This window comes from Paenirhodobacter sp. CAU 1674, from assembly GCF_029222945.1.
Classification (GTDB): domain Bacteria; phylum Pseudomonadota; class Alphaproteobacteria; order Rhodobacterales; family Rhodobacteraceae; genus Rhodobacter.
Window position 1 is genome coordinate 150,297 of sequence record NZ_JARHUH010000004.1, and the last position, 22,368, is coordinate 172,664.

General features: G+C 67.6%; 20 protein-coding genes and 1 pseudogene. 5 read left to right on the forward strand and 16 right to left on the reverse strand.

The features are described from left to right. Nucleotides 1-79: 79 nt before the first annotated feature. Both P2G62_RS07405 and P2G62_RS07410 read right to left on the reverse strand, forming a co-directional pair. The gene (locus P2G62_RS07405; protein WP_275734241.1) at nucleotides 80-2,581 is read right to left on the reverse strand and encodes an FtsX-like permease family protein; all 2,502 of its coding nucleotides are present in this window, start codon (nucleotides 2,579-2,581) and stop codon (nucleotides 80-82) included. Then, nucleotides 2,578-3,246 (reverse strand): ABC transporter ATP-binding protein, encoded by a 669-nt coding sequence (locus tag P2G62_RS07410; protein WP_275734242.1) that lies wholly within the window; start codon nucleotides 3,244-3,246, stop codon nucleotides 2,578-2,580. The genes P2G62_RS07405 and P2G62_RS07410 overlap by 4 nt, the downstream gene beginning before the upstream one ends. Here P2G62_RS07410 and P2G62_RS07415 point away from each other — a divergent pair. Next, nucleotides 3,245-3,931, forward strand: a complete 687-nt coding sequence (locus P2G62_RS07415; RefSeq protein ID WP_275734243.1) for an arylesterase — start codon at nucleotides 3,245-3,247, stop codon at nucleotides 3,929-3,931. The two genes, P2G62_RS07410 and P2G62_RS07415, sit on opposite strands and share 2 nt — an antisense overlap. Here the strand turns inward: P2G62_RS07415 and P2G62_RS07420 are convergent. The 4 genes from P2G62_RS07420 to hemC form a co-directional block, all read right to left on the reverse strand. After that, on the reverse strand, nucleotides 3,928-4,596 hold the full coding sequence (locus P2G62_RS07420) for a YceI family protein (RefSeq protein ID WP_275734244.1): 669 nt from the start codon (nucleotides 4,594-4,596) through the stop codon (nucleotides 3,928-3,930). The two genes, P2G62_RS07415 and P2G62_RS07420, sit on opposite strands and share 4 nt — an antisense overlap. A 51-nt stretch (nucleotides 4,597-4,647) precedes the next feature. Beyond that, on the reverse strand, nucleotides 4,648-5,859 hold the full coding sequence (locus P2G62_RS07425; RefSeq protein ID WP_275734245.1) for a hypothetical protein: 1,212 nt from the start codon (nucleotides 5,857-5,859) through the stop codon (nucleotides 4,648-4,650). 69 nt (nucleotides 5,860-5,928) lie between these two features. Further along, a complete protein-coding gene (locus P2G62_RS07430) occupies nucleotides 5,929-7,311 on the reverse strand; it encodes an FAD-binding oxidoreductase (RefSeq protein WP_275734246.1) in 1,383 nt (460 codons plus the stop codon). A 139-nt stretch (nucleotides 7,312-7,450) separates the two neighbouring features. Beyond that, nucleotides 7,451-8,404 (reverse strand): hydroxymethylbilane synthase, encoded by a 954-nt coding sequence (hemC, locus tag P2G62_RS07435; protein WP_275734247.1) that lies wholly within the window; start codon nucleotides 8,402-8,404, stop codon nucleotides 7,451-7,453. A 97-nt stretch (nucleotides 8,405-8,501) separates the two neighbouring features. Here hemC and hemE point away from each other — a divergent pair, with 97 nt between their 5' ends. After that, entirely contained in the window at nucleotides 8,502-9,533 is a 1,032-nt protein-coding gene (hemE, locus tag P2G62_RS07440) for a uroporphyrinogen decarboxylase (protein ID WP_275734248.1), read from the forward strand. A gap of 85 nt (nucleotides 9,534-9,618) precedes the next feature. Here hemE and P2G62_RS07445 read toward each other — a convergent pair whose 3' ends face one another. The 4 genes and pseudogenes from P2G62_RS07445 to hemF all read right to left on the reverse strand — a co-directional run bounded on the left by P2G62_RS07445 (nucleotide 9,619) and on the right by hemF (nucleotide 13,834). Then, complete coding sequence (locus P2G62_RS07445) at nucleotides 9,619-11,541, reverse strand: DEAD/DEAH box helicase (protein WP_275734249.1); 1,923 nt, start codon at nucleotides 11,539-11,541, stop codon at nucleotides 9,619-9,621. Nucleotides 11,542-11,604: 63 nt separating this feature from the next. Next, nucleotides 11,605-12,180 (reverse strand): annotated as a pseudogene (locus tag P2G62_RS07450) (LysE family translocator). 91 nt (nucleotides 12,181-12,271) lie between these two features. Then, the gene (locus P2G62_RS07455) at nucleotides 12,272-12,889 is read right to left on the reverse strand and encodes a LysE family translocator (RefSeq protein ID WP_275734250.1); all 618 of its coding nucleotides are present in this window, start codon (nucleotides 12,887-12,889) and stop codon (nucleotides 12,272-12,274) included. A 45-nt stretch (nucleotides 12,890-12,934) separates the two neighbouring features. Further along, entirely contained in the window at nucleotides 12,935-13,834 is a 900-nt protein-coding gene (gene hemF / locus P2G62_RS07460; protein WP_275734251.1) for an oxygen-dependent coproporphyrinogen oxidase, read from the reverse strand. A 109-nt stretch (nucleotides 13,835-13,943) separates the two neighbouring features. On the opposite strand from hemF, the gene P2G62_RS07465 reads away from it, so the two are divergent. Next, the gene (locus tag P2G62_RS07465) at nucleotides 13,944-14,354 is read left to right on the forward strand and encodes a hypothetical protein (protein ID WP_275734252.1); all 411 of its coding nucleotides are present in this window, start codon (nucleotides 13,944-13,946) and stop codon (nucleotides 14,352-14,354) included. 21 nt (nucleotides 14,355-14,375) lie between these two features. Here the strand turns inward: P2G62_RS07465 and P2G62_RS07470 are convergent, their stop codons facing one another. Genes P2G62_RS07470 through clpS form a run of 3 tightly spaced genes read right to left on the reverse strand, consistent with a single transcriptional unit; the run spans nucleotide 14,376 to nucleotide 16,665 of the window. Further along, a complete protein-coding gene (locus P2G62_RS07470; protein ID WP_275734253.1) occupies nucleotides 14,376-15,185 on the reverse strand; it encodes an SDR family oxidoreductase in 810 nt (269 codons plus the stop codon). 45 nt (nucleotides 15,186-15,230) lie between these two features. Next, nucleotides 15,231-16,277: a class I SAM-dependent methyltransferase gene (locus P2G62_RS07475; RefSeq protein ID WP_275734254.1), complete on the reverse strand. Its 1,047-nt coding sequence runs from the start codon at nucleotides 16,275-16,277 to the stop codon at nucleotides 15,231-15,233. A 46-nt stretch (nucleotides 16,278-16,323) separates the two neighbouring features. Further along, on the reverse strand, nucleotides 16,324-16,665 hold the full coding sequence (gene clpS, locus P2G62_RS07480) for an ATP-dependent Clp protease adapter ClpS (protein ID WP_275734255.1): 342 nt from the start codon (nucleotides 16,663-16,665) through the stop codon (nucleotides 16,324-16,326). 133 nt (nucleotides 16,666-16,798) lie between these two features. On the opposite strand from clpS, the gene P2G62_RS07485 reads away from it, so the two are divergent. Further along, entirely contained in the window at nucleotides 16,799-17,494 is a 696-nt protein-coding gene (locus P2G62_RS07485; RefSeq protein ID WP_275734256.1) for an HAD family hydrolase, read from the forward strand. A gap of 315 nt (nucleotides 17,495-17,809) precedes the next feature. Beyond that, entirely contained in the window at nucleotides 17,810-19,429 is a 1,620-nt protein-coding gene (locus P2G62_RS07490) for a D-alanyl-D-alanine carboxypeptidase family protein (protein ID WP_275734389.1), read from the forward strand. A gap of 57 nt (nucleotides 19,430-19,486) precedes the next feature. Here P2G62_RS07490 and ccoS read toward each other — a convergent pair whose 3' ends face one another. The 3 genes from ccoS to P2G62_RS07505 are packed head-to-tail and all read right to left on the reverse strand — an operon-like array spanning nucleotide 19,487 to nucleotide 22,366. Continuing rightward, the gene (gene ccoS / locus P2G62_RS07495) at nucleotides 19,487-19,645 is read right to left on the reverse strand and encodes a cbb3-type cytochrome oxidase assembly protein CcoS (protein ID WP_275734257.1); all 159 of its coding nucleotides are present in this window, start codon (nucleotides 19,643-19,645) and stop codon (nucleotides 19,487-19,489) included. Between the two features lie 29 nt (nucleotides 19,646-19,674). Further along, nucleotides 19,675-21,906 (reverse strand): heavy metal translocating P-type ATPase, encoded by a 2,232-nt coding sequence (locus tag P2G62_RS07500; RefSeq protein ID WP_275734258.1) that lies wholly within the window; start codon nucleotides 21,904-21,906, stop codon nucleotides 19,675-19,677. Between the two features lie 4 nt (nucleotides 21,907-21,910). Next, nucleotides 21,911-22,366 (reverse strand): FixH family protein, encoded by a 456-nt coding sequence (locus P2G62_RS07505; protein WP_275734259.1) that lies wholly within the window; start codon nucleotides 22,364-22,366, stop codon nucleotides 21,911-21,913. Between the last annotated feature and the right edge of the window lie 2 nt (nucleotides 22,367-22,368).

Here is a 22,368-nt window from a genome sequence, read left to right on the forward strand (position 1 = left end):
CGCCGGACGCCTCCGGCGCGGGGATATTTAGACCAGAAAGAAAGCTGTTTTCTCTCTGGTTCAAATATCCATTCTTCCTTTATTCCTTTGCCCGCAGAACACCCGCAGGCCGCGCATTCAAGGGCCGCAGGGCGAATATCAGCCCGGCCCCAAGGCTGGCCAGAATACCGCCAAGGATGATCCACAGCGCGGGTCCGGGCGCAAAGCGGAACCCCGCCTCCATCACCAGGCTGACCACTGCCCAGCCCGCCAGCGCCCCGAACCCCAAGGCCACCAGCCCGGCTGCGGCCCCCATCAGTGCGGCCCGCAGCGCGAAGGATCGCAGGATCGTGCCACGCGTGGCGCCCAGCACCTTGAGCAGCGCCGCCTCGCGGGCGCGGGCCTGTTCGCCCGCCGCAGCCGCGCCGATCAGCACCACGAATCCGGTCAGCAGCGTCACCGACGCGGCCAGCGAGGTGGCGCGGGCGATCGCGCCCAGGGCCTCGGTCACGCGGGCGATGGCATCGCGCACCCGGATCGCGGTGATATTGGGATAGGCCCGCGCCAGATCACGCAGGATCGCGGCTTCGGCCTCGGGCGGGGCGTAGATCGTCGCCAGATGGCTGTGCGGGGCGCCCTGCAGGGCCGCGGGGTTGAAGGTCAGCACAAAGCCGATGCCGCCGGTGCCGAAATCGACCTCGCGGAACGAGGCGATTTCGGCCACGATGTCGCGCCCAAGGATGTTGACGGTGATCTTGTCGCCCAGTTTCAGGCCCAGTTCCGCCGCCTCTTTTGCGGCGAAGCTGACCAGCGGTGGGCCTGCGTAATCTTCGGGCCACCAGTCCCCCGCCGTCAGCGGCTCGCGCGGGGTGGCAGCATAGGTCACGCCGCGGTCGCCACGCAGCACCCAATGCTCGCCCTTGACCGCGCGCGCGGGCTGGCCGTTGATTTCGGTGATGACCCCACGCAGCATCGGCGCGGTTTCGACCTTTTCGACCGCAGGCATCGCGTCGAGTTCTGCCAGAAATCCCGGCAGCTGATCGTTCTGGATGTCGAGCACGAAATAGGCGGGCGCAGTCTGCGGCAGATCGCGGTTGATCGCGCCCCGCAGACCGGCGTCGACCTGCCCCACCGCGGCCAGCACCGACAGCCCGAGCCCCAGCGACAGGATCACCGCCGCCGTGTCCGAGCGCGGCGCCCCGATGGCGGCGAGTGCCGCGCGCAGCGCCGGGCGCCCGCGCGCCCGATGCGCAAGCCCGCAGGCCGCGCGCCGCACGGCACCGGCGGCCAGCGCCAGCAGCGCCAGTGCCAAGGCCAGACCGCCCAGGGACCCCAGCGTGAGTGCCCACAGCCCCGAAAACCACACCGCCAGCGCCACCAGCCCCGTCAGAAGCGCCAGCACCAGCACCACGGTGCCCTGCCCCGGCAGCCCCCGGCGCGCGGGCCCGGTGTCGCGATAAAGCGTGGCGGCCCGCATTGCCGCCATCCGCCCCAGCGGCCAAAGCGCGAAGATCGCCGCGACCAGCGCGCCATAGATCGCCGCCTCGGCCAGCGGGCGCGGGGTGATCGCAATCTCGACCGGAATCGGCATCGCCCGCGCAATCGCGCCCGATGCCGCCAGAACCGCGCCGGTGCCCAGCCCCAGACCCGCCGCGATCCCCAGCGCGCCAAGCCCCGCCAGCTGCCACAGGAAGACCGCGCGGATCGTGGTGCCGGTGGCCCCCAATGCGCGCAGGGTGGCCACGGTTTCGGCCTTGCGCTCCAGCCAAGCGGTCACGCTGGCGGAAATACCCACGCCGCCCACGGCCAGACCGGCCAGACCGACCAGAACCAGAAACGAGCCGAGCCGGTCGACGAACCGTTCGGCCCCGGGCGCCGCACGGCGGCTGTCGGCCCACCGCATGCCCGCGCCTTCAAACCGGGTCTGGGCGGCGGTTTTTGTCGCCTCCAGATCGGTGCCGGGCGGCAGCAGCGCGCGATACTGGCTTTCATACAGCGCGCCGGGCGCCAGCAGCGTGCTGCCCTCCAGCGCGGCACTGGCCACGACGGACCGCGGACCAAGGGCAAAGCCCGTGCCCATGCTGTCGGGTTCGCGCAAGATCCGCGCGCGCAGCACAAACTCGATCCCGCCCAGACTGACCGGATCGCCGATTTGCACCCCCAGCCGATCTGCCAGAACCGGATCAAGAAAAATCCCCGGTCGACCACCCTGCCCCGCCAGCGCCGCCATCCCCACAGGCGGATCAAGCGCCATCTGCCCGACCAGCGGATAGGCGCCGTCGACCGCCTTGACCTGCGTCAGCGCGCGTTCATCCCCCACCGCCAGCATCGAGCGGAAACTGATAACCTCGGACACCGCATCGGCGCGGCTGTCGATCCACGCGCGTTCCTCGGGCGTGGCGCGGCGATAGGTGAATTCATATTGCGCATCGCCGCCCAACAGCACGGCGCCCTGATCGGCCAGCCCGGCGTGGATCGCCGCGCGCACCAGCCCAACCGCCGCAATCGCCGCCACCCCCAGCATCAGGCACAGAACGAAGACCCGAAACCCCCGCAGCCCGCTGCGCAGCTCGCGCCCCGCCAGACGCAGCGCAAGGCTCATGCCAGCCTCCCGTCGGCCAGCGCCACCACCCTGTCGCAGCGCGCCGCCAGTTCGGGCGCATGGGTCACCATGATCAACGTGGCGCCATGGCGCGCCTGCAGGCCGAACAGCAGATCCATGATCGCCGCGCCGTTGGCGGCATCCAGATTGCCGGTGGGTTCATCCGCCAGCAGGATCGCCGGGCGCGGCGCAATGGCGCGGGCCAGCGCCACGCGCTGCTGCTCGCCGCCCGACATCTCGGTCGGGTAATGGCCCGCGCGATGAGCCAGCCCCACGGCCTGCAACTCTGCCGCGGCGCGGTCGAAGGCATCGGGCGCGCCCGCGATTTCCAGCGGCAGGGCCACGTTTTCCAGCGCGGTCATGGTCGGAATCAGGTGGAAGGATTGGAAAACGATCCCCATATTCCCCCTGCGGAACCGCGCCAGATCGTCCTCGCCCATGCGCGACAGATCCTGGCCGAGCGCCGTGACCGTGCCCCCCGTGGCCTGTTCCAACCCGCCCATGAGCATCAGGAGCGATGATTTGCCCGACCCCGACGGCCCCGTAAGCCCCACGCTTTCACCCCGCGCCACCGCCAGCGTGATACCCCGCAAGATCTCGACCGGGCCTGCATTGCCGTCCAGCGTCAGACGGGCGTCGGAAAGGCTCAGAACAGGGTCGGTCATGAAATCGGTCTTTCGTTGGGTCTCAAAGGGATATGGGCCGATCCGGGGCGCGCGCAACCTTGCGGCGGCGGTTATTTTCGCGGCTTCCCCCGCATGGGCCGAGCCGGTGACCCTGCTGGCCCTGGGCGACAGCCTGACCCAGGGCTATGGTCTGGCGCCCGAGGACGGGTTGGTGCCACAATTGCAGGCCTGGCTGACCGCGCAGGGCGCCGAGGTCACGGTCATCAACGCGGGTGTGTCGGGTGACACGACGGCGGGCGGGCGGGCGCGGCTCGACTGGTCGCTGACGCCCGAGGTTGACGCGGTGATGATCGCGCTTGGCGGCAATGACCTGCTGCGCGGCCTGCCCCCCGCCGAAGCCCGCGCCAATCTGGAGGCGATGCTGGTCACTGTGCAGGCGCGCGGGCTGCCGGTTCTGCTGGCGGGGCTGCCCGCGCCGGGCAACTACGGCCCCGCCTATCAGGCGGAATTCGACGCGATCTGGCCCGATCTGGCCACGCAATACGACGTGGTTCTGGTGCCCAATCTGCTGGCCCCGATTGCCGAACTGCCGCTGGAAGACCGGATTGGCGCCAATTTGATGCAGGACGACAACATCCATCCCGCGCCTGCGGGCGTTGCGCTGGTGGTTGCGGCACTGGGGCCGAAAGTGCTGGAGTTGCTGGCGAAAGTTCCCGCGCCCTAAGGCCCGACCTGCACGCCCGAGGCGGCGGGGTTGATGAATTCGGCCTCGATCACGATTTCGACCGCATCCGATACGCCAAGGCTGCTGCCCGGTTCGGGAATGCCGAAGCCGATGCCGAAATCCGACCGAAACAGCGTGCCGGTGGCCGAAAACCCCACCCGCGCGCCGCCCGGGTCCATCGGGTGCCCGCCATAGCCGCCGTTGAAGGTGACGCGCAACGTCACCGGACGGGTGACGCCATGCAGGGTCAGCAGGCCGCTCAGCGCAGCGCGGTCGGGGGCGGTCAGGGTGATCTTGGTGCTGTCGAAGCGCATCTCGGGGAATTGCGCGGCATCCAGAAACTGCGGCCCCGCGATCACCGCGTTGAAATCGAAGCCCGGGTCGGGAAACAGCGTCTCGACCGAGGCCGGATCGACGCTAGCCTGCAGCACCATCGCCTGCGGATCGACCGGATCGAAGGTCAGCTGCGCGTCGAAATCCCGGAAGAACGCGGTGTAATTCGAAAATCCCAGATGGTTGACGCGAAACATCAGCCGGGCATGCGCCGGGTCGAGGTGGTAGTCACCCGCGGGCGCCAGCGTCGGCGCGGGCTCGATCTGCGGGCCGGCCCATGCGGGGGCAAGCGGCATCAGGGCAAGGGTCAGGGCCAGAAGGGGTGCGCGCATGATCTGCCTTTCGTTTCCGCCATGGTCCGCGCTGCGGGCGGGGCTGTCAACTCACGCCCGCGTTTGGTGCCGGTCCATCAGCCACAGCGTCGTGGCGCCGCACAGCGCCAGCCCCGCGCCAAGCGCTGCCGCCAGACCATAGCCCGCAATCGCCGTGCCGACGGCGAAAACGCTGGCACAGATCGCATCGCCCGCGAGTTTCTGCAGCGCCATCAGCGAGGCCCCAGCCCCCGGGCGCGCCGCCAGCAGATCCTGCAGATAAGCCATCGGCTGGGTCAGAACCACCGCGCCGCCCAGGGCCGCGGGCAGCACCAGCAGCCAGACAAAAGGCGTGGGTGCCAGCACCGGCAGAAACGCCAGGTGGGTGGCATAAAGCGCGGTGCCGATCACGATCAGCTTGCCGCGCGCAATCCGCCCCACCACCAGCGGCAGCGCCAGCATGAAGGGCACCTCCAGCCCGGCCACCGCCCCGGCATAGAGCGCGACATCCCCCGCCCCGCGAAACGGGATCGTGGCAAAAACCAGCCCGATCACCACCAGATACAGCGTGACCGACCCATGCACCGTGCCCAGACACAGCACCCGCGCCAGCACGCGCCCCTCGGCCATCTCGCGCAGGCTGTCACGAAAGCTCAGCCCCGATTTCGGGTCGGGCCAGCGGGTGGCACCATCGCGCGGCCAGAACGCCCAGACCAGCGCCAGCATCGCCGCCGCCACGATCAGGCTGACCGGATAGACCCGCATCAAGGGCACGTCCGCCTCGAAGGCCAGCGACCACAGCGGCAACACCACCACCCAGGGCAGCGCAAAGGCCGCGCGCAGCGTCGACAGGATCGCGGGGCGGTCGGCCTCGGGGTGGGTGGTCGCCGCCAGCCGTGCCAGTGCGAACAACTGCCCGAACAGCGACCCCGACAGCGGCAGAACCAGCGCATGCGCCAGCACGAAGGCGGGCACCGACGGCCCCAATGCCATCAGCGCCGTGCCCGCGGTCAGAAACCCCACGCAGGCCAGGGCGATCGCCCGCCGGTTCGCCCGCTGATCGGCCAGAATGCCAAAGCCCACCGAACTGGCCACCGACAGCACCGAGGCCACAACCAGCAGTGCGGAATAGGCGCTGTTCGACAGCCCGAACACCGTCACCGCCAGCGCCGAGACATAGGGGGCAAGCGTCGCCGCATGGGCGCCAAACAGCACCAGAAGCCCCGCCGCCAGGGCCAGCGCGGGGTCACGGATCAGCGGGCGGAACGGGGTCAAAAGGCGCATGTTTGGGCTCTGGCTGTTACAGTCCCTGATGCGCCCGCGGCGCGCCGATTGCAAGCGACCCGGCAGGTCTCAGGCGTCGGGGATCGTCTTGCCCGGGTTCAGGATGCCCGCCGGGTCCAGCGCCGCCTTGATCGCCCGCATCACATCCAGCGCGACGGGGTCCTTGTGCGCGGCCATGGTGGCGCGTTTGGACAGACCCACGCCATGCTCTGCGCTGAAACTGCCGCCCATCGCCACCGCCTCTTCGGCGACGGCGGCGCGGATTGCCGCCAGATGCGCCGGGTCGTCGCGGCCGGGATAGGCGGTGTAATGGATATTGCCGTCCCCCAGATGCGCCACCACCAGCTCCTCGGCCTCCGGGTCAATTGCCGCCAACCGCACCGACATCCGCGCAAGCCACGCCTCCAGCCGGTCCAGCGGCAGCGCCACATCGGTGTCGACCAGCACCGGCTGGGTGAAGGTGATCTCGGCCGCCGCCTCGCGCATCGCCCACAACTTGCGCCGCTGCGCGCCCGATGTCGCCACGACCGCCTCGGCCAGATCGCCCGCCTCGAATGCCCCAGCCAGCATGTCCTCCATCTGCGCGGCGGGGTCGGAGCCGGGGATCGTGCTGGCCAGTTCCACCAGAATATTCACCGGCTGCGGCGCGAAGGGACAGGCCAGATCGGGCTTGATCCGCCCCAGACGGTGCATATAGCCCGCCGGCATGAATTCGAACGCCTCGACCGCGCCACCGCTGCCGGCCTGCAAGCGGTTCAGCAGATCCAGCGCGGCCCCCAGACTGCCCATCCCCAGCAGCGCCGTGCCATAGGCCACCGGCGCCGGGGCCAGCTTCAGCACGGCGGCGGTAATCACCCCCAGCGTGCCCTCGGCCCCGATCATCAGATCGCGCAGGTCATAGCCGGTGTTGTCCTTGTGTAGCGCGCTGAGCAGGTTCATCACCCGGCCATCCGCCAGCACGACCTCCAGACCCAGACACAGCGCCCGCGCCGAGCCATAGCGCAGCACGTTGGAGCCCCCGGCATTGGTCGACAAGAACCCGCCCACCATGGCCGAGCCCTTGGCCCCGAAGGTCAGCGGAAACACCAGACCCCGCGCCTCGGCCGCCGCATGCAGGGTTTCCAGCACCACGCCCGCCTCGGCGGTGATGGTGCGCGCGGCGGGATTGAGATCGCGGATCTGAGTCATCCGCGCCAGCGACAGCATCAGCGCGCCCTCGGCCACCGTGCCGCCGTTCAGCCCGGTATTGCCCGACACCGGCACCACCGGCGTGCCCGTCGCATGCGCCAGCCGCAGCACCCCCGCCACCTCGGCGGTGCTGCCGGGGCGCACCACCGCCAGGGGCTGCCACTGGTAATGCCCTGTCCATTCCCGCCCGAAACCCGCGGCATCTGCGCCGGTCAGGACATGGGCGGGGCCAATCAGATCACGCAGGCGGGCAAGCAGGTCCATCATCGGCTCCGGCAGGATTGGAGGAGAGGGCGGGACGCTCCGCGGGGGATATTTAGACCAGAAAGAAAGGGCTTTCTCTTTGGATCAAATATCCCCGCCGGAGGCATCCGCCGGTTGCGGCAGGCGCAGCCGCCGGGTCTCAGCGCCAGCTGAAGAACCCTTCGGGCGCCTGCGCCAGCAGCCGGCGCGCCAGATCGGCGCCCAGCTCGGCCGCATCGGAAATCGCGCCGCGCGCCTCGCCCGCGATCGCTTCGGAGCCATCGGGGCGCAGGATTTCGCCGCGCAGCCAGAGCTGATCGCCCTCGAACACGGCAAGCCCGGCAATCGGGGTTTCGCACGACCCGTCAAGCGTGGCGAGATAGGCGCGTTCGGCGGCCAGCCGCTGGCCGGTGGGTGTGTCGTGGATCGCCGCCAGCAGCGCCTCGGCGCGCGGATCGGCGATGCGGCGCTCGATCCCGATGGCGCCCTGCGCCACGGCGGGCAGCATTTCGGTCACTTCGATGGCCGAGCGCGCGACATGCGCCATGCCCAGACGGTTCAGCCCCGCCATCGCCAGGAAGGTCGCCGCGGCCACGCCGTCTTCGAGTTTCTTCATCCGGGTCTGCACATTGCCGCGAAACTCGACCAGTTCCAGATCGGGGCGCACATGCGCCAGCTGCGCGCGCCGCCGCAGGCTGGACGAGCCCACCCGCGCGCCCTGCGGCAGATCGGCCAGCCGTTCCGAGACGGGCGAGACGAAGGCATCGCGCACGTCTTCGCGCGGCAGATAGCAATCGAGCAGCAGACCGTCGGGCTGCAGCACCGGCATGTCCTTCATCGAATGCACGGCGATGTCGATGCGGCCGGCCAGCATCGCCTCTTCGATTTCCTTGGTGAACAGGCCCTTGCCGCCCACCTCTTTCAGCGGCTTGTCCGCAGCGATCAGCGCGGCATTGTCGCCGCTGGTCTTGATCACCACGATCTCGAACGCGTCTTCGGGCAGATCATGCGCCGCCATCAGCCGCGCGCGCGTTTCATGGGCCTGAGCCAGCGCCAGCGGGCTGCCGCGCGTGCCGATCTTCAGCGGGTCCATCGAGGAAGGCATCTGTGTCATGGCCCACCGATAGCTGCGACAATGGGCCCTTGCAAGCGGCACAAAGCTTGACATCACGCCGCAGGGCGGGCTTGTGGGGACCAACAAGGAGACCCCGATGAGTGACAAGACGATCCTGCGCGCCCTGAAGGGCGAGGTTCTGCCCACCCCGCCGATCTGGATGATGCGGCAGGCCGGGCGCTATCTGCCCGAATATCGTGCGACCCGGGCGCAGGCCGGGGATTTCCTGTCGCTGTGCTACAATTCCGATCTGGCCGCCGAGGTCACGCTGCAGCCGATCCGCCGCTTCGGTTTTGATGCGGCGATCCTGTTTGCCGATATCCTGCTGCTGCCGCAGGCGCTTGGCGCCGAGCTGTGGTTCGAAACCGGCGAAGGCCCGCGGCTGTCGACGATCACCGACCCGGAAGGACTGCGCGCGCTCAAGGGCCGCGATGACATCCACGACCATCTGGCGCCGATCTATGAAACCGTGCGCATCCTGTCGCGCGAATTGCCGCGCGAGACGACGCTGATCGGGTTCGCGGGCGCGCCCTGGACGGTGGCGACCTATATGATCGCCGGGCGCGGCACCAAGGATCAGGGGCCTGCGCATCTGCTCAAGGATACCGACCGCGCGACCTTCAGCGCGCTGATCGACCTGCTGACCGAGGCGAGCATCGAATATCTGTCCAAACAGGTCGAGGCCGGCGCCGAGGTCATCAAGATCTTCGACAGCTGGGCGGGCAGCCTGAAAGGCGCCGATTTCGAGGATTTCGCGGTGAAACCCGCGGCGCGGATCATTTCCGAACTCAAGGCCCGTCACCCCGGCCTGCCCGTCATCGCCTTCCCGCGCGAGGCGGGGCCGGGCTATGTCGGCTTTGCCAAGAAGACCGGCGCCGATTGCGTCGCGCTGGACAATTCGGTGTCCGCACAATGGGCGGCGGCGAATGTGCAAAAGGACGGTTGCGTGCAGGGCAACCTGGACCCGCGCCACATGGTCACCGGCGGCGAGGCGCTGATCGAGGCCACGCGCGAGGTGGTGCGGGCGTTCCGCAACGGGCCGCATATCTTCAACCTCGGCCACGGCATCACCCCCGATGCCGACCCCGACAATGTGGCGCTGATGATCGAGACCGTGCGCGGGGCCTGAACGCGGATTTCGAGTATTTTTGCCAAGAAGAAATGCAAACGGCGGACCGGGTGACCGATCCGCCGTTTTGGTTATTAAGGGCGGCTTAGCGGCCCTTCTTTTCCCAGGGTTTTGCACCGGGCTTGGCGCCCGGTTTGCCCGCCGGTTTTGTACCCGGCTTGCCGAAGGGCTTGGCTGCGGGTTTCGCGCCCGGCTTGCCGTATTTGGCGGCGGGTTTGCCCTCGGCGCCCTTCTTGTCCCAGGGTTTTGCGGCTGCGGGGCGGGCCGGACGCTCGCCCTCGAAATCGCCGCCCTTGCGGTGCGGTTTCTTGTCGTAGGGTTTCTTGTCGAAGGATTTTTTCTCGTAGGGTTTCTTGCCCGGAGCCGGCTTGCGATCCGCGCGCGAGCCCTGACGCGCCAGCGCCTCTTCCATCCCCTCGGGTTGGCCCGGCAGCAGATCGACGCCGCATTTGTCTTCCAGCGCGCGTTCGGGCCCGATCGCGGCCAGGAAGCGTTCGGTCGCATCGGCGTGGATCTGCACGAAGGTATGATCGCCCATGATGCGGATCATGCCGATGTCGCGGCGCGACAGATCGCCCGCACGGCACAGCATCGGCAAGAGCCATTTCGGATCGGCGCGTTCGTCATGGCCGATATCCAGCCGCAGCCAGGTGGCGCGGTCGAATTCCACCCGCGCGCGCGGTTTCACGCCATCGAGCGAGACCGGAACCAGATCTTCGGGCGCGGAGCGGCCCGCCAGATATTGCCGGGCGACCGCGGCGGCCAGCTGTTCGGCCGAATAGGCGCCGGTCAGCTTGGTCACCAGCGCGGCCTCGTCGGCAGTGGCGGTGCGGGTCAGCACCTCGTCGCCCATCAGACGTTCGATGTCGCGCGCGTTGATTTCCTCGGCCGAGGGCGCGGCGGCCCAAGTTGCGTTGATCTGCGCGAATCCCAGCAGCCGTTCGGCCTTGTTGCGGCCACCGAAGGGCACGATCAGCGCCGAAACGCCCTTGGAGCCCGCCCGCCCGGTGCGACCCGACCGGTGCAAGAGCGCCTCTTTGTTCTGCGGCAGATCGGCATGCACCACCAGTTCCAGCCCCGGCAGGTCGATCCCGCGGGCGGCGACATCGGTCGCCACGCAGACCCGCGCGCGCCCGTCGCGCATCATCTGCAGCGCGCGCGAGCGTTCGTCCTGGCTCAACTCGCCCGACAGGGCCACGACCGAGAAGCCGCGGTTCAGGAACTTGCCGGTCAGATGGGTGACCATGGCCCGGGTCGAGCAGAACACGATGGCGCGCTTGGCCTCGTAGAAGCGCAGCACGTTGACGATCGCGTTTTCGCGGTCGGAATTGTCGACCAGAAGCGCGCGGTATTCGATATCGGCGTGCTGTTCACGCTGCGACACGGTCGAGATCCGCTGCGCGTCGCGCTGGAAATTGGTGGCCAGTTTCGCGATGCCCGGGCTGACGGTGGCCGAAAACATCAGGGTGCGACGCTCGGCCGGGGCCGATTCCAGAATGAACTCAAGGTCTTCGCGGAACCCGAGGTCGAGCATCTCGTCGGCCTCGTCCAGCACCGCGACCTGCAGCGCCGACAGATCCAGCGCGTTGCGGCGGATGTGATCGCAGATCCGGCCCGGGGTGCCGACGACGATATGGGCGCCGCGTTCCAGTGCCCGGCGTTCGGCGCGGGCATCCATGCCGCCCACGGCCCCCGCGATCACCGCCCCCGAGGGACCGTAGAGCCATTGCAATTCGCGTTGCACCTGCACCGCCAGTTCCCGCGTCGGCGCCACGATCAGCGCGCGCGGAATATCGGCGAAGGCCAGGCGCCCCTCGGCCAACAGTTCCGCCGCCATCGCAAGACCGAAGGCCACCGTCTTGCCCGAACCTGTCTGCGCCGAGACCAGCAGGTCCGCCCCCGCCAGCGCAGGGTCGATCACCGCCTCCTGAACAGGCGTAAGAGAGGCATAGCCCTTGGCCGCCAGCGCCTCGTTCAGCGCGGGATGGACATTCGGGAAATCGGTCATGGAGGAGGCTTTCAACAGTGCGGAAAGCGGCCTTCTAATGGGTTTTGGCCCCGCTGTATAGGGTCAATGCATCAACACCGGGTAAAGCGAGGCGACCAGCAGCGCCGCCATCGTCCAGTTGAAGGCCCGCAGCCGGGCAGGCGCTGCCAGCCAGTGCCGCACGCCCTGCCCCATCAGTACCCAGACCGAGACCGACGGCAGGTTGACCGCCCCGAAGATCGCGGCGATCGCCAGGGGCCCCAAGGCCGCATAGATCGTCACCGCCCCCAGGGCCATCGCCCAGGCCTTGGGATTGACCCACTGAAACGCCGCCGCCTGCAAAAACGTCATCGGCCGCCCCACGATGCCCTCGCCCGGGGCGCTGGCATGGGCGATCTTCCAGGCCAGCCACAGCATGTAGAGGACGCTCACCCCCTCCAGCAGCGTGCGCAGCACCGGCCAGCGCGCGAAGACCTGCGCCGCGCCCTGCCCCATCAGTCAGACCATGAAGGTAAACCCCAGCGCCACGCCCAGCATATGCGGCACCGTGCGGCGAAAGCCGAAATTCGCCCCCGAGGCCATCAGCATCAGGTTGTTCGGCCCCGGCGTGATCGACGAGACGAAGGCGAAGGACATCAGCGGCAGGATCAGCGTGTTCATGGGGGCATCGCACAAGAAAGGTCAGGGCGCCAATCTGACGCGCCCGGCGCGCACCGCCAAGCGCACGATTGCACCCGTTACAATCGCGCGCCTAGCGCCCCGTCTTCCATGCAAACCAGAACGCGATCGCGGCCAGCACCAGCGACAGCGTGCGGCGCAGCGCACGTTCCCGGGCCGGATGCTCGAACAACGCCCGCGCCGTCCCTGCCAGCACGGCAATGGTTGCATGCACCGCCGTCGCCACGGTCACATAGATCACGGTCAGCAGCAGGGTTTCACGCAGCACGTCCTCGGGGGTAAGCAGGAAACCGGGCAGCACCGCGACGTAGAAAACCGCCGCCTTGGGGTTGAGCAGATTGGTCACCAGCCCGCGCCGGAAATAGCGCCAGTTGGTCGAACCGGGGGGCGCATGGGCCACCGCCTCATCCGCGCCACGCCAGCCGTCCCAGGCCAGCCACAGCAGATAAACCACGCCGCCCCAGCGCAGCCCCTGATACATCAGATCCGATGCCGAAATCGCCGCCGCCAGACCAAGCGCCGCGCCCAGCCCCACGAGCCCAAGCCCCAGCGCCACGCCCGCCACCGCCGAAAGCGCAGGACGCCGCCCCTCGGTCGCGGCGACAACGGCCAGATAGGCCATGTTCGGACCCGGCGTCAGTTCGATCACGAAACTGGTCAGCGCGAAGCCCAACAGCGTCTCAAACAGCATGATCGGCCCCGGCCCCTTGCATCTCCGGCCCGCGCGCGTCCGACCTCAGGGCCATTTCGCTACGGGCGGCAGGCTCATCAGCACCGCATCGGCGTTATGGCCGGTTTCCAGCCCGAATTTCGTGCCCCGGTCGTAGACGAGGTTATATTCGGCATAAAGCCCGCGATGGATCAGCTGGGTCTCGCGGTCGTCGGTCGTGGCGGGGGTGCCCAGGCGACGCTCGGTCACCGGCACGAAGGCGGGCAGGAAGGCCGCCCCCACGTCCCGGGTGAAGGCGAAATCCTTATCCCAACTGTCGGACAGCGCGCCGCCGGTGTTCAGGTCATCATAGAAGATCCCGCCGACACCGCGCGCCCGCCCGCGGTGCGGCACAAAGAAATATTCGTCCGCCCAGGCCTTGAACCGCGGGTAATAGTCGGGGTCATGCGCATCGCAGGCCTGCTTCAGCGTGACGTGGAAATGCGCGGTATCCTCGGAATATTCGATGCAGGGGTTCAGATCGGCGCCGCCCCCGAACCACCAGGCGCCCGGGGTCCAGAACATCCGCGTGTTCATGTGAACTGCCGGCGTATGCGGGTTTTGCATATGGGCGACCAGGCTGATGCCACTGGCCCAGAAGCGCGGATCTTCGGCCATGCCCGGCACGCCACGCGCGGCCATCGCCGCCTGTGCACGCGGCGCCAGCGTGCCCCAGACGGTCGAGATATTGACGCCGACCTTTTCAAACACGCGCCCGCCGCGCATCACGCTCATCTTGCCGCCGCCCTGATCTTCGCCTGCGGGGCCGGTGCGGGTGGTCGGTGTGACCTCGAACCGCCCGGGCGCGCCGGGGCCTTCGAAACCATCTTCCAACGCCTCGAAGGCGCCGACGATCCGATCGCGCAACTCGGAAAACCACGCGCTTGCCGTCGCTTTGCGGGCGGTGAATTCGTCGGTCTCGGTCATCGGCGCTTCTCCTCATCTGGTGCGGCCTGCTTAGCAGGCCTGTCCGCAAGCGTGAATTGCGTTTTGCGGTCAGAGGGCTAAGATCGGGCAAGAAATCGGAGATTCTGCCATGGTCCCGCGCCTGTCCGTTCTTGCCCTTGCCGGTCTTGCCTTTCTGGCCGCCTGCGGCACACCCCAGGAACAATGCATCAATCGCTCAACCCGCGAAATCCGCGCCCTGCAAAAACTGCTGGATGAGACAGAGGCCAATCTGGCGCGCGGCTACGCCTGGGAGGATTACGAGGTCGTCCGCTGGGAACGTGATATCTGCGGCACCGTCACCCTGACCCAACCCGACGGCACGGTGATCGAGCGGCCCCGGTTCTGCATGCGCCCGCATTCCGAGACCGAGCAGCGCCGGGTCGCGATCGACCCGGTGTCCGAAGCGCGCAAGCGTGACGGGCTGATTGCCAAGATCAAGGCGCTGACCCCGCAGGCAGAGGCCAATATCGCCGCCTGCAAGATCGCCTATCCCGAATAAAACGACCGGCGCGCGGCGCGCTCAGTAGGCCGGGACCTGCACGGCATCCAGCACACCGCGCCCGCCGTCGACCGTGACGATCTGGCCGGTGACGAAACCCGCCCCCGACGAGGCCAGATATTGCACCGTTTCCGCCAGTTCGCTGGGCGGGGCAATCCGGCCCAAGGGCGTGCCTGCGGTGATGGCCTCGCGCCAGTCACCGTTTTCCTTCAGCGTCGCCTGCAGCGAGGCGCTCATCACCGAGGCGAAGGCCACGCCATTCACCCGGATACGGTGCGGCGCAAGGGCCACCGCCAGGCTGCGCGTGGCCTGATCCTGCGCGGCACAGGCGATCGAATAGGACAACAGGGACGGATGGGTCCGGCAGGCCGCCAGCGAAGACATGTTGATGATGCAGCCGACCTCGCCCGTGGTGCGGCCCTCTTTCTCGGCCTGCGCGATCATCCGCTTGGCGGTCATCTGCGACAACCGCAGCGCGCCTTTCATATTGTGGTTGAGCATCGCATCCAGCGTATCCTCGCAGGGATCGAGCGGGTCCGAGGGCGCGAAAGCGCGCGCCGCATTGACCAGAATGTCGATCCGTTCGAAGGCGTCGATGGTGGCCGACAGCAGGTTGTTCACCGTCAGCTTCTGGCACAGATCGCCCGCAAAGTAGCGCGCGGGGCCTTCGGTCTTGGCCTCTTCGCCCAGTTCGGCGATCAGCTTGGCCTCGTCCATGTCCGCACACATCACCTGCGCGCCACGTTCAAGAAAATGGCGTGCGATGGCCAGCCCGATACCATGGGCGGCGCCAGTGATGATGGCGGTTTTACCAGTGATGGAAAGCGACATGACGGCTCCGGTCTGGGTCAGGTGTCAGGGGCAGGTTACGCGATTTCAACGCCGGGGGCGAGGCGCGCGGCGGCGTGACGCTGGGGCAGCGGCAGCAGGCGCCTTGCCTGTGGGAATCGGCTTGGCGGCGCGGATCACCTTGAACCCGCTGTCGCCGCCGATTTCCTCGATCTCGTGGAAGGCGGCGCGCAGGGCATCTTCGTAGGGCAGATGCCGGTTGGCCACCATGTACAACGTCCCGGACAGTGACAGCATCCCCGCCGCCGCCCGGATGAAGGCCGCCCCGAGCCCCGGATCGGCGGCGCGCTGCGTGTGGAACGGCGGGTTCATCACGATCGCCATGTATCGGGTTTCAGGCACGAATTGCGTCGCATCTGCCCAGATGAACCGTGCCCGCGGGTCGGAAATGTTCAATTTGGCACATTCGAGCGCGGCGTGCTCGGCCTCGATCAGATCCAGCGTTTCGACCCCGGCCCTGGTCAGGACCTGCGCCGAAAGCCAGCCCCAGCCCGCGCCCAGATCGGCCACGCGCCCGGGCAGCTTGGCTGGCAGCACCTCGGCCAGAAGCGCCGATCCGCGATCCACCCCATCGGCGGAAAACACGCCGGGCAGCGTTTGGAACCCCGGCGCGGGCGTGCCCGGCTGCGCGGCCCAGTCGGCCAGCGGTGCGGGGTCGGCGGCAAAGGAAAATATCTTGCCATGCGCCTTGGCAATGGCCGGGCTGACCGGCACCCGCGCGCGCAGATCCTTGAGCACCGAATCAACGCCGTCATGCTTGGCCCCATCGACCCAGACCGGGCCGCCGGGCGCCACCCGCGCCGCCGCTTCGGCCAGAAGCGCGCGGGCCTCGGCCTTGGCGCGGGGCAGGAAGACCACCGCCGCAGCGAATTCCCCGCTGGCCGCCGGAACAACATCATACCCACGCGCGGCCAGCGCCGCGTGATCGGGCGCGAAGCCCTGAATGATCTGCAACCGATCCTTCGGCAGATCGCTCAGATCGGTGGCGGCGGTGGCCCGGTAAACGGCAATGCGCCCGTCGGCGGGCAGCGCCTCGGGTGCGTCAAGCACAAGCGACAAACGGGGATGACTCATGGCGGACCGCAGCCCTCCTTGCTGTTCGAAAAAAAGGGGCGCGATGTCAGTCTTTTTCCATCGTGCATTGCAGCGGGTGCTGGTGACGGCGCGCAAAATCCATCACCTGCCCAACCTTGGTTTCCGCCACTTCGAAGGAATAGACCCCGACCACCGCAAGGCCCTTCTTGTGAACCATCAGCATGATTTCGAAGGCCTTGGCATGGCCCAGCCCGAAGAACCGCTCCAGGATATGCACGACGAATTCCATGGGCGTGTAATCGTCGTTCAGCAGCATCACCTTGTACATCGGCGGGCGCTGCGTCTTCGGGCGCGTCTTCAGTGCGACGCCGGCCTCGCCATCGGCATCGTCCTTCCGGTCGGCCATCATGTGCAGGGGCTCGCGCAAAGCACTCTCTCATTTGGAATCGGGTTTTCGGTCCGAGGGAATATAGGCCCATCTGCGCATATGAAAAGGCTTTGCGAAAAGGGAATTGCCCGGCATGACGCAACGGGCCAGTGTGGCGCCAACGGAGGCAGGCATGGCACTGAGCACAATCGGCTTCGATGCGGACGACACGCTTTGGCACAACGAGCGGTTCTTCCAGCTGACACAGGCGCATTTCGCCGCGCTTCTGGCAGAGCACGCCCCCTCCGATCATCTGGCCGAACGGCTGCTGGCGGCAGAGCGGCGCAACGTCGGCCAGTATGGCTTCGGGGTGAAGGGTTTCACCCTGTCGATGATCGAAACCGCGATCGAGGTCAGCGAAGGCCGTGTCCCTGCAGCGGTGATTTCCGAAATCATCGCTGCAGGGCGCGAGATGCTGGCCCATCCGATCGAACTGTTGCCGAAGGCGCGTGCCGCCATCGAGGCGCTGGCGGGGCACTACACGCTGGTGCTGGTGACCAAGGGCGACCTGCTGGATCAGGAACGCAAGCTGGCGCAGTCGGGGCTGGGCGATCTGTTCGACGCGGTCGAGATCGTGTCCGACAAGCGCGCCGCCGTCTATCGCACCGTCTTCACCCGCCACGGATCGGGGCCGCAGCACGGGCTGATGGTTGGCAACTCTTTGAAATCCGATGTTTTGCCGATGATCGAAGCAGGGGGCTGGGGCGTGCATGTCCCCCATGAGCAGACCTGGGCGCTGGAGCATGCCGAGCCCCCGCAGAACCATCCGCGCTTTGCCGAACTGCCCGATCTGGGCGCCCTGCCCGCGCTGATTGCCCGCATCGGCTAAGCCGCCCCCGATCGCACGCCGCACTATCTTCGACAAGATTTCCCGTATGCAAAAATTCGCCTGTCGAAGACCCTGATGCCCCCATGGGCACCACCCATGGCAGCAGACCGCAGCATGCCCACGACATCTTGGGGCAGTGCATGAATGCCGCAGTGAAACACATTGAAATTATACGGTTTTCAGATGCGGCATTGCGTGTTACGCTTTGTCGATAAGCCCCACATAAAAACAACCGGGGCGAGAGGCAGTATAAGGGTTAGAACCGTGACCACGCTCGCGCGCTGGGTCCGTTATGGGCTATTTGCACTCGGTTTGATGATCGCACCGCTGGCCGCATCGGCCGCGCCCTATGCGGCGCTGGTCATGGATGCGCGCACCGGCGAGGTGCTGTATTCCAAGAACGCCGATACCCGATTGCACCCGGCCTCGCTGACCAAGATGATGACGCTTTACATCGCCTTCACCGCGATCGAGCGGGGCGAGATCAGCCTTGATTCGATGGTAACCGTTTCGGCCAACGCCGCCAGCCAGCCGCCCTCGCGGCTGGGGCTGCGGACCGGGCAGAAGATCGCCCTGCGGTATCTGATCCGGGCGGCGGCGATCAAATCGGCCAACGATGCGGCGGCGGCGATCGGCGATGCGATCAGCGGCGACGAGGCACATTTTGCCGCGCGGATGAACCAGACCGCCAAGGCCCTGGGCATGCGCAACACCACCTTCCGCAACGCCAACGGCCTGACCCGCGAGGGCCACCTGTCCACCGCGCGCGACATGACCTTGCTGGGGCGTCGGCTGTTTTACGATTTCCCGCAATATTACAACATCTTCTCGCGCCGCACGGCGGATGCGGGCATGGCGAAGGTGTCCAACACCAACCGCCGTTTCCTGGATGCCTATGAAGGCGCCGACGGGATCAAGACCGGCTACACCGTGCCTGCCGGGTTCAACCTGACGGCTTCGGCCCAGCGGGGCAACAAGCGGATCATCGCGACGATGTTCGGCGGCACCTCGACCGCGCAACGCAATGCCAAGGTGGCCGAACTGCTGGATCTGGGCTTTGCCCGCGCGCCCGGCCGGGTGCAGGAACAGCGCCCCGAACCGCCGCAACTGCTGGCGCAGGCCGATATCGAAGAACCGTCTGCCCCCTCTGGCACCAGTGCAAAGACGATCCGTGTCTCGGGTGCGCCCAATCGCAGCCCGCGCCCCGCGCCGCGCCCCGGCGTGGTCTCGCATGATGCCGACGCCATTGCCCTGGCGCTGGCAGCGGCGGTGACGGCCACCCCGACCCCGCCCCCCGCCCCCGATGTCGTGGCACAGGCCGAAACCGAGGTCGCCGCAGCGGTCGAGACGATGGCAGAGGTCGTTGCAGTCGCCGCCCCCGCAACCGCCAGCAGCCCGCGTCCGCAACCCGCGCCGCGCCCGCAAGCGGCGCCGCAGACCGGATTCGTGCAGGCCAGCGCACCGCAGCCCGAAACCCTGGAACTGGCCGCCATCCCCGATGCGTTCGACGAAAGCCTGTCCGAAGGCGATGCCGTCCCCAACGAGCCGGTCTTTGCGCAAAGCACCGAACCGCAGCCCGAAACGCTGGCGATGACCAAGAAGGCCACGGCACCGGAAACCATGGTTCTGGCGGCCCTGACGCCGCCCGCCCCGGCCCCGCAGAAGCAGCGGCAGGTGGTGGCGCGCGCCTCCAGTTCGGGCGGGCGGAACTGGGGCATCAGCCTGGGCAAATACGCCTCGCAATATGCCGCCGAACGCGCGCTGCTGCAGACCGCCCTGATGGAAAGCGACACGCTGGGGGATGCGCTGCGCAAGGTCGCCACCCGCAAGACCGGCTACGAGGCAAATTTCGTCGGCATGACACACGAGCGCGCCGAACTGGCCTGCGCCCGCCTGATCGCCCGGTCGGGTGACTGCACGGTGATCGGGCCGTAACTCAGGCCCGGCATCCCGAATACCAAACGCCCCCGGTCTTCCGGGGGCGTTTTTCAATCAGGGCTTGGGATGGTCGTCGTATTCGTCCGACAGGATGCGTTCGCCATCGCCTTTGGGGTCTTCATACTGGCGCGCCTTCAGTGACCAGAAGAACGCTGCAAGGCCAATCCCGCCCAGAAACAGCGAGATCGGGATCAGATAGGACAGAACGGACATCGGTTTGCTCTCGGTAGGGACGCGGGCGCCTATTTCAGCCGCAGCGAATTCAGCGACACCGTAATCGACGAGGCCGACATAGCCAAGGCCGCAGCCAGCGGCGTTGCCAGCCCGATCAGCGCGATCGGCACCGCCACGGCGTTATACAGGATCGAGATGCCGAAGTTTTCCTTGATCCGGCGCCGCGCCTGCACGGCAATCTTGACCGCATCGGCCACCGGCGACAGATCCTGCCCCAGAAGCACGATGTCAGAGGCCGTGCGCGCCGCGTCCAGCGCCGAGGCGGGCGAGACCGAGACATGCGCCGCGGCCAACGCTGCAGTATCGTTGAGCCCGTCGCCCACCATCAGCACCCGCGCGCCCTGCCCGGTCAGCTGGGTCACCAGCGCGGCCTTTTCCTGCGGCAACGCACCCGCGCGCCATTCGGAAATGCCCAGGCGCTGCGCCAGGGCCGCCACCGCGCCCTCGACATCGCCCGAGACCAGCAACACGCGCTTGCCCTGCGCAATCAGCGCTGCCACGGCCGTTTCGGCGCCGGGGCGCAGACTGTCGGCAAAGCGCAGCGTGATCGGGGCGCCCGTGCCGATCTTCAAATGCGTTGCGGTGGAATTGCCCGCCGCGGCGCCGATCCAGTCGGCCCGGCCCAGACGCACGATCTGCCCCTGCCAGCGGCCTTCGACGCCATAGCCCGGCACCTCGCGCAGATCGTCCAGCGTTGCGGGTGTGCAGCCCGCCGCCGCCGCGCCCTCGGCCAGCGCACGGGCCAGCGGATGCGATGACCCCGCCGCCAGTGCCGCCGCCACCGCCATATCCTGCGCATTCAGATCGTCCAGGTTTTCCGGCTTCGGCGTGCCCATGGTCAGCGTGCCGGTCTTGTCGAAGACCACCGTATCCACCTCGGCCAGACGTTCCAGCGCGGTGCCGTCCTTGATCAGCAGTCCGCGGCGAAACAGCTTGCCAGAGGCGGCTGTGACCACCGCAGGCACCGCCAGCCCCAGCGCACAGGGGCAGGTGATGATCAGAACGGCGGCGGAAATATTGATCGCAAACCGCAGATCGCCGCCGGTCAGCCACATCCAGACGCCAAAGGCGGTGAAGCTGAGCAGGTGCACGATCGGCGCATAGGCGCGCGCCGCGCGTTCGGCCAGCGAGGTGTATTTGGTTTTCGCGCTTTCGGCCATCGCGACCAGATCGGCCATCCGGTGCAGCGAACTGTCCTTGCCCGCCGCCGTGACACGCAGCGTCAGCGGCCCGGTCAGGTTGACCTCGCCCGCCGACAGCATCGCCCCGGGGCCGACATAGACCGGCAGGGTTTCCCCCGTCAGCAGCGAACGGTCGGTTTCGGAGGTGCCCAGCGTGACCTCGCCATCCGCGGGAATGCGCCCGCCGGGACGCACGCGGATCAGATCGCCGGGGTGCAATTCGCCCACCGGCACCACCACTTCGGCGCCATCGCGCAGAACGGTGGCGCGCGGCACTTCCAGCGCGGCCAGTTCCTCGGCCGCGGACCGCGCCACGGCACGGGTGCGGTAATCCAGATAGCGCCCGACCAGCAGGAAGAAGGTCAGCATCACGGCAGCATCGAAATAGGCGTGATGGCCGTGCTTGATGGTTTCGAACACCGAGATTGCCGAGGCCAGGATGATCGCCAGCGAAATCGGCACATCCATGCCCAGACGCCCGCCACGCAGCGCGCCCCACGCCGAGATGAAGAACGGCTGCCCGGCAAAGATCACCGTGGGCAGGGCGATGGCCGCCGAAATCCAGTGGAACAGATCGCGGGTCGCCGCTTCGGCCCCCGACCAGACCGCGATCGACAGAAGCATGATGTTCATCATCGCGAACCCAGCCACGCCGATGCGCATCAGCAGATCGCGCCCGCGCTTGTCGGTTTCCGTGGCCGACAACATGCCCGCGTCCAGCTCGTGCGCCTCGTATCCGATCCGGTCGAGCGCGGCGATCAGCGGCGCGGGTTCGACCCCCGGTTCGGCATCGACCGAGACCCGCTTCAGCGTCAGGTTGACCCGGGCCGAGCGCACGCCGGGCTGCCGGGTCAGTTCGCGTTCGACATCGGTGATGCAGACGGCGCAATGCGCGGTGGGCAGCGACAGCATGATGCGCGCGCCCTTGATGTCGCCCGATTTCGCCATCTGTTCGGCCGAGGGGGCGGCAAGGCAGGCCGGGCAGGCCGAGGCCGACACATGTTCGTCGTAACTTTCGGGGGCACCGGAGGCCGCGCCGATCGCAGGCGAAACGCTCATCGCCTCAGCCCTTCACGTTCAGATCCAGACGCTGGCGAAAAGTGGTGCCATCGCTGGCCTTGGCTTCCAGATGGATCAGCCAGGCCCCTGCATCCAGTGTCATCGGCGCCATGAACAGCCCGCCGGTATAGGTGAACTCCGGCTCGATGTCGTCGCGCACATGGGTGGTGCGCCCGACCGTGGCATTGAGTTCGGCGACCCGGGCGGGAAGCCCCGCCCGGTCACGAATCACAAGCGACAGAACGCCGTTCTCATAGGTGGGTTCGACCACCCAGCCCAAGGCCTCCTGCGCCGCGCGATCCGCATCGAAGCTTTGCGACGCGACGTAGGAGTTTTTCACCTCGAGCCCGGGGAAGGTGCCGATGGCCTTGAACGCCATGAAAAGGTTGACCGCAATGATGATGCCGAAGGCACCGACCGCAATCAGCAGCACTTTCCTGCCGGTGAGAGGTTTCGACATGA

Coding starts and splice junctions, on each gene's coding strand:
- P2G62_RS07505 (WP_275734259.1), bottom strand. CDS start 22,366: ATGTCGAAACCTCTCACCGGCAGGAAAGTGCTGCTGATTGCGGTCGGT.
- P2G62_RS07475 (WP_275734254.1), bottom strand. CDS start 16,277: ATGAGTCATCCCCGTTTGTCGCTTGTGCTTGACGCACCCGAGGCGCTG.
- ccoS (WP_275734257.1), bottom strand. CDS start 19,645: ATGTCCGTTCTGTCCTATCTGATCCCGATCTCGCTGTTTCTGGGCGGG.
- P2G62_RS07455 (WP_275734250.1), bottom strand. CDS start 12,889: ATGCTGTTTGAGACGCTGTTGGGCTTCGCGCTGACCAGTTTCGTGATC.
- P2G62_RS07500 (WP_275734258.1), bottom strand. CDS start 21,906: ATGAGCGTTTCGCCTGCGATCGGCGCGGCCTCCGGTGCCCCCGAAAGT.
- P2G62_RS07415 (WP_275734243.1), top strand. CDS start 3,245: ATGAAATCGGTCTTTCGTTGGGTCTCAAAGGGATATGGGCCGATCCGG.
- P2G62_RS07465 (WP_275734252.1), top strand. CDS start 13,944: ATGGTCCCGCGCCTGTCCGTTCTTGCCCTTGCCGGTCTTGCCTTTCTG.
- P2G62_RS07420 (WP_275734244.1), bottom strand. CDS start 4,596: ATGCGCGCACCCCTTCTGGCCCTGACCCTTGCCCTGATGCCGCTTGCC.
- P2G62_RS07490 (WP_275734389.1), top strand. CDS start 17,810: ATGATCGCACCGCTGGCCGCATCGGCCGCGCCCTATGCGGCGCTGGTC.
- P2G62_RS07470 (WP_275734253.1), bottom strand. CDS start 15,185: ATGTCGCTTTCCATCACTGGTAAAACCGCCATCATCACTGGCGCCGCC.
- P2G62_RS07425 (WP_275734245.1), bottom strand. CDS start 5,859: ATGCGCCTTTTGACCCCGTTCCGCCCGCTGATCCGTGACCCCGCGCTG.
- P2G62_RS07430 (WP_275734246.1), bottom strand. CDS start 7,311: ATGGACCTGCTTGCCCGCCTGCGTGATCTGATTGGCCCCGCCCATGTC.
- hemF (WP_275734251.1), bottom strand. CDS start 13,834: ATGACCGAGACCGACGAATTCACCGCCCGCAAAGCGACGGCAAGCGCG.
- P2G62_RS07410 (WP_275734242.1), bottom strand. CDS start 3,246: ATGACCGACCCTGTTCTGAGCCTTTCCGACGCCCGTCTGACGCTGGAC.
- P2G62_RS07445 (WP_275734249.1), bottom strand. CDS start 11,541: ATGACCGATTTCCCGAATGTCCATCCCGCGCTGAACGAGGCGCTGGCG.
- hemC (WP_275734247.1), bottom strand. CDS start 8,404: ATGACACAGATGCCTTCCTCGATGGACCCGCTGAAGATCGGCACGCGC.
- P2G62_RS07405 (WP_275734241.1), bottom strand. CDS start 2,581: ATGAGCCTTGCGCTGCGTCTGGCGGGGCGCGAGCTGCGCAGCGGGCTG.
- P2G62_RS07485 (WP_275734256.1), top strand. CDS start 16,799: ATGGCACTGAGCACAATCGGCTTCGATGCGGACGACACGCTTTGGCAC.
- hemE (WP_275734248.1), top strand. CDS start 8,502: ATGAGTGACAAGACGATCCTGCGCGCCCTGAAGGGCGAGGTTCTGCCC.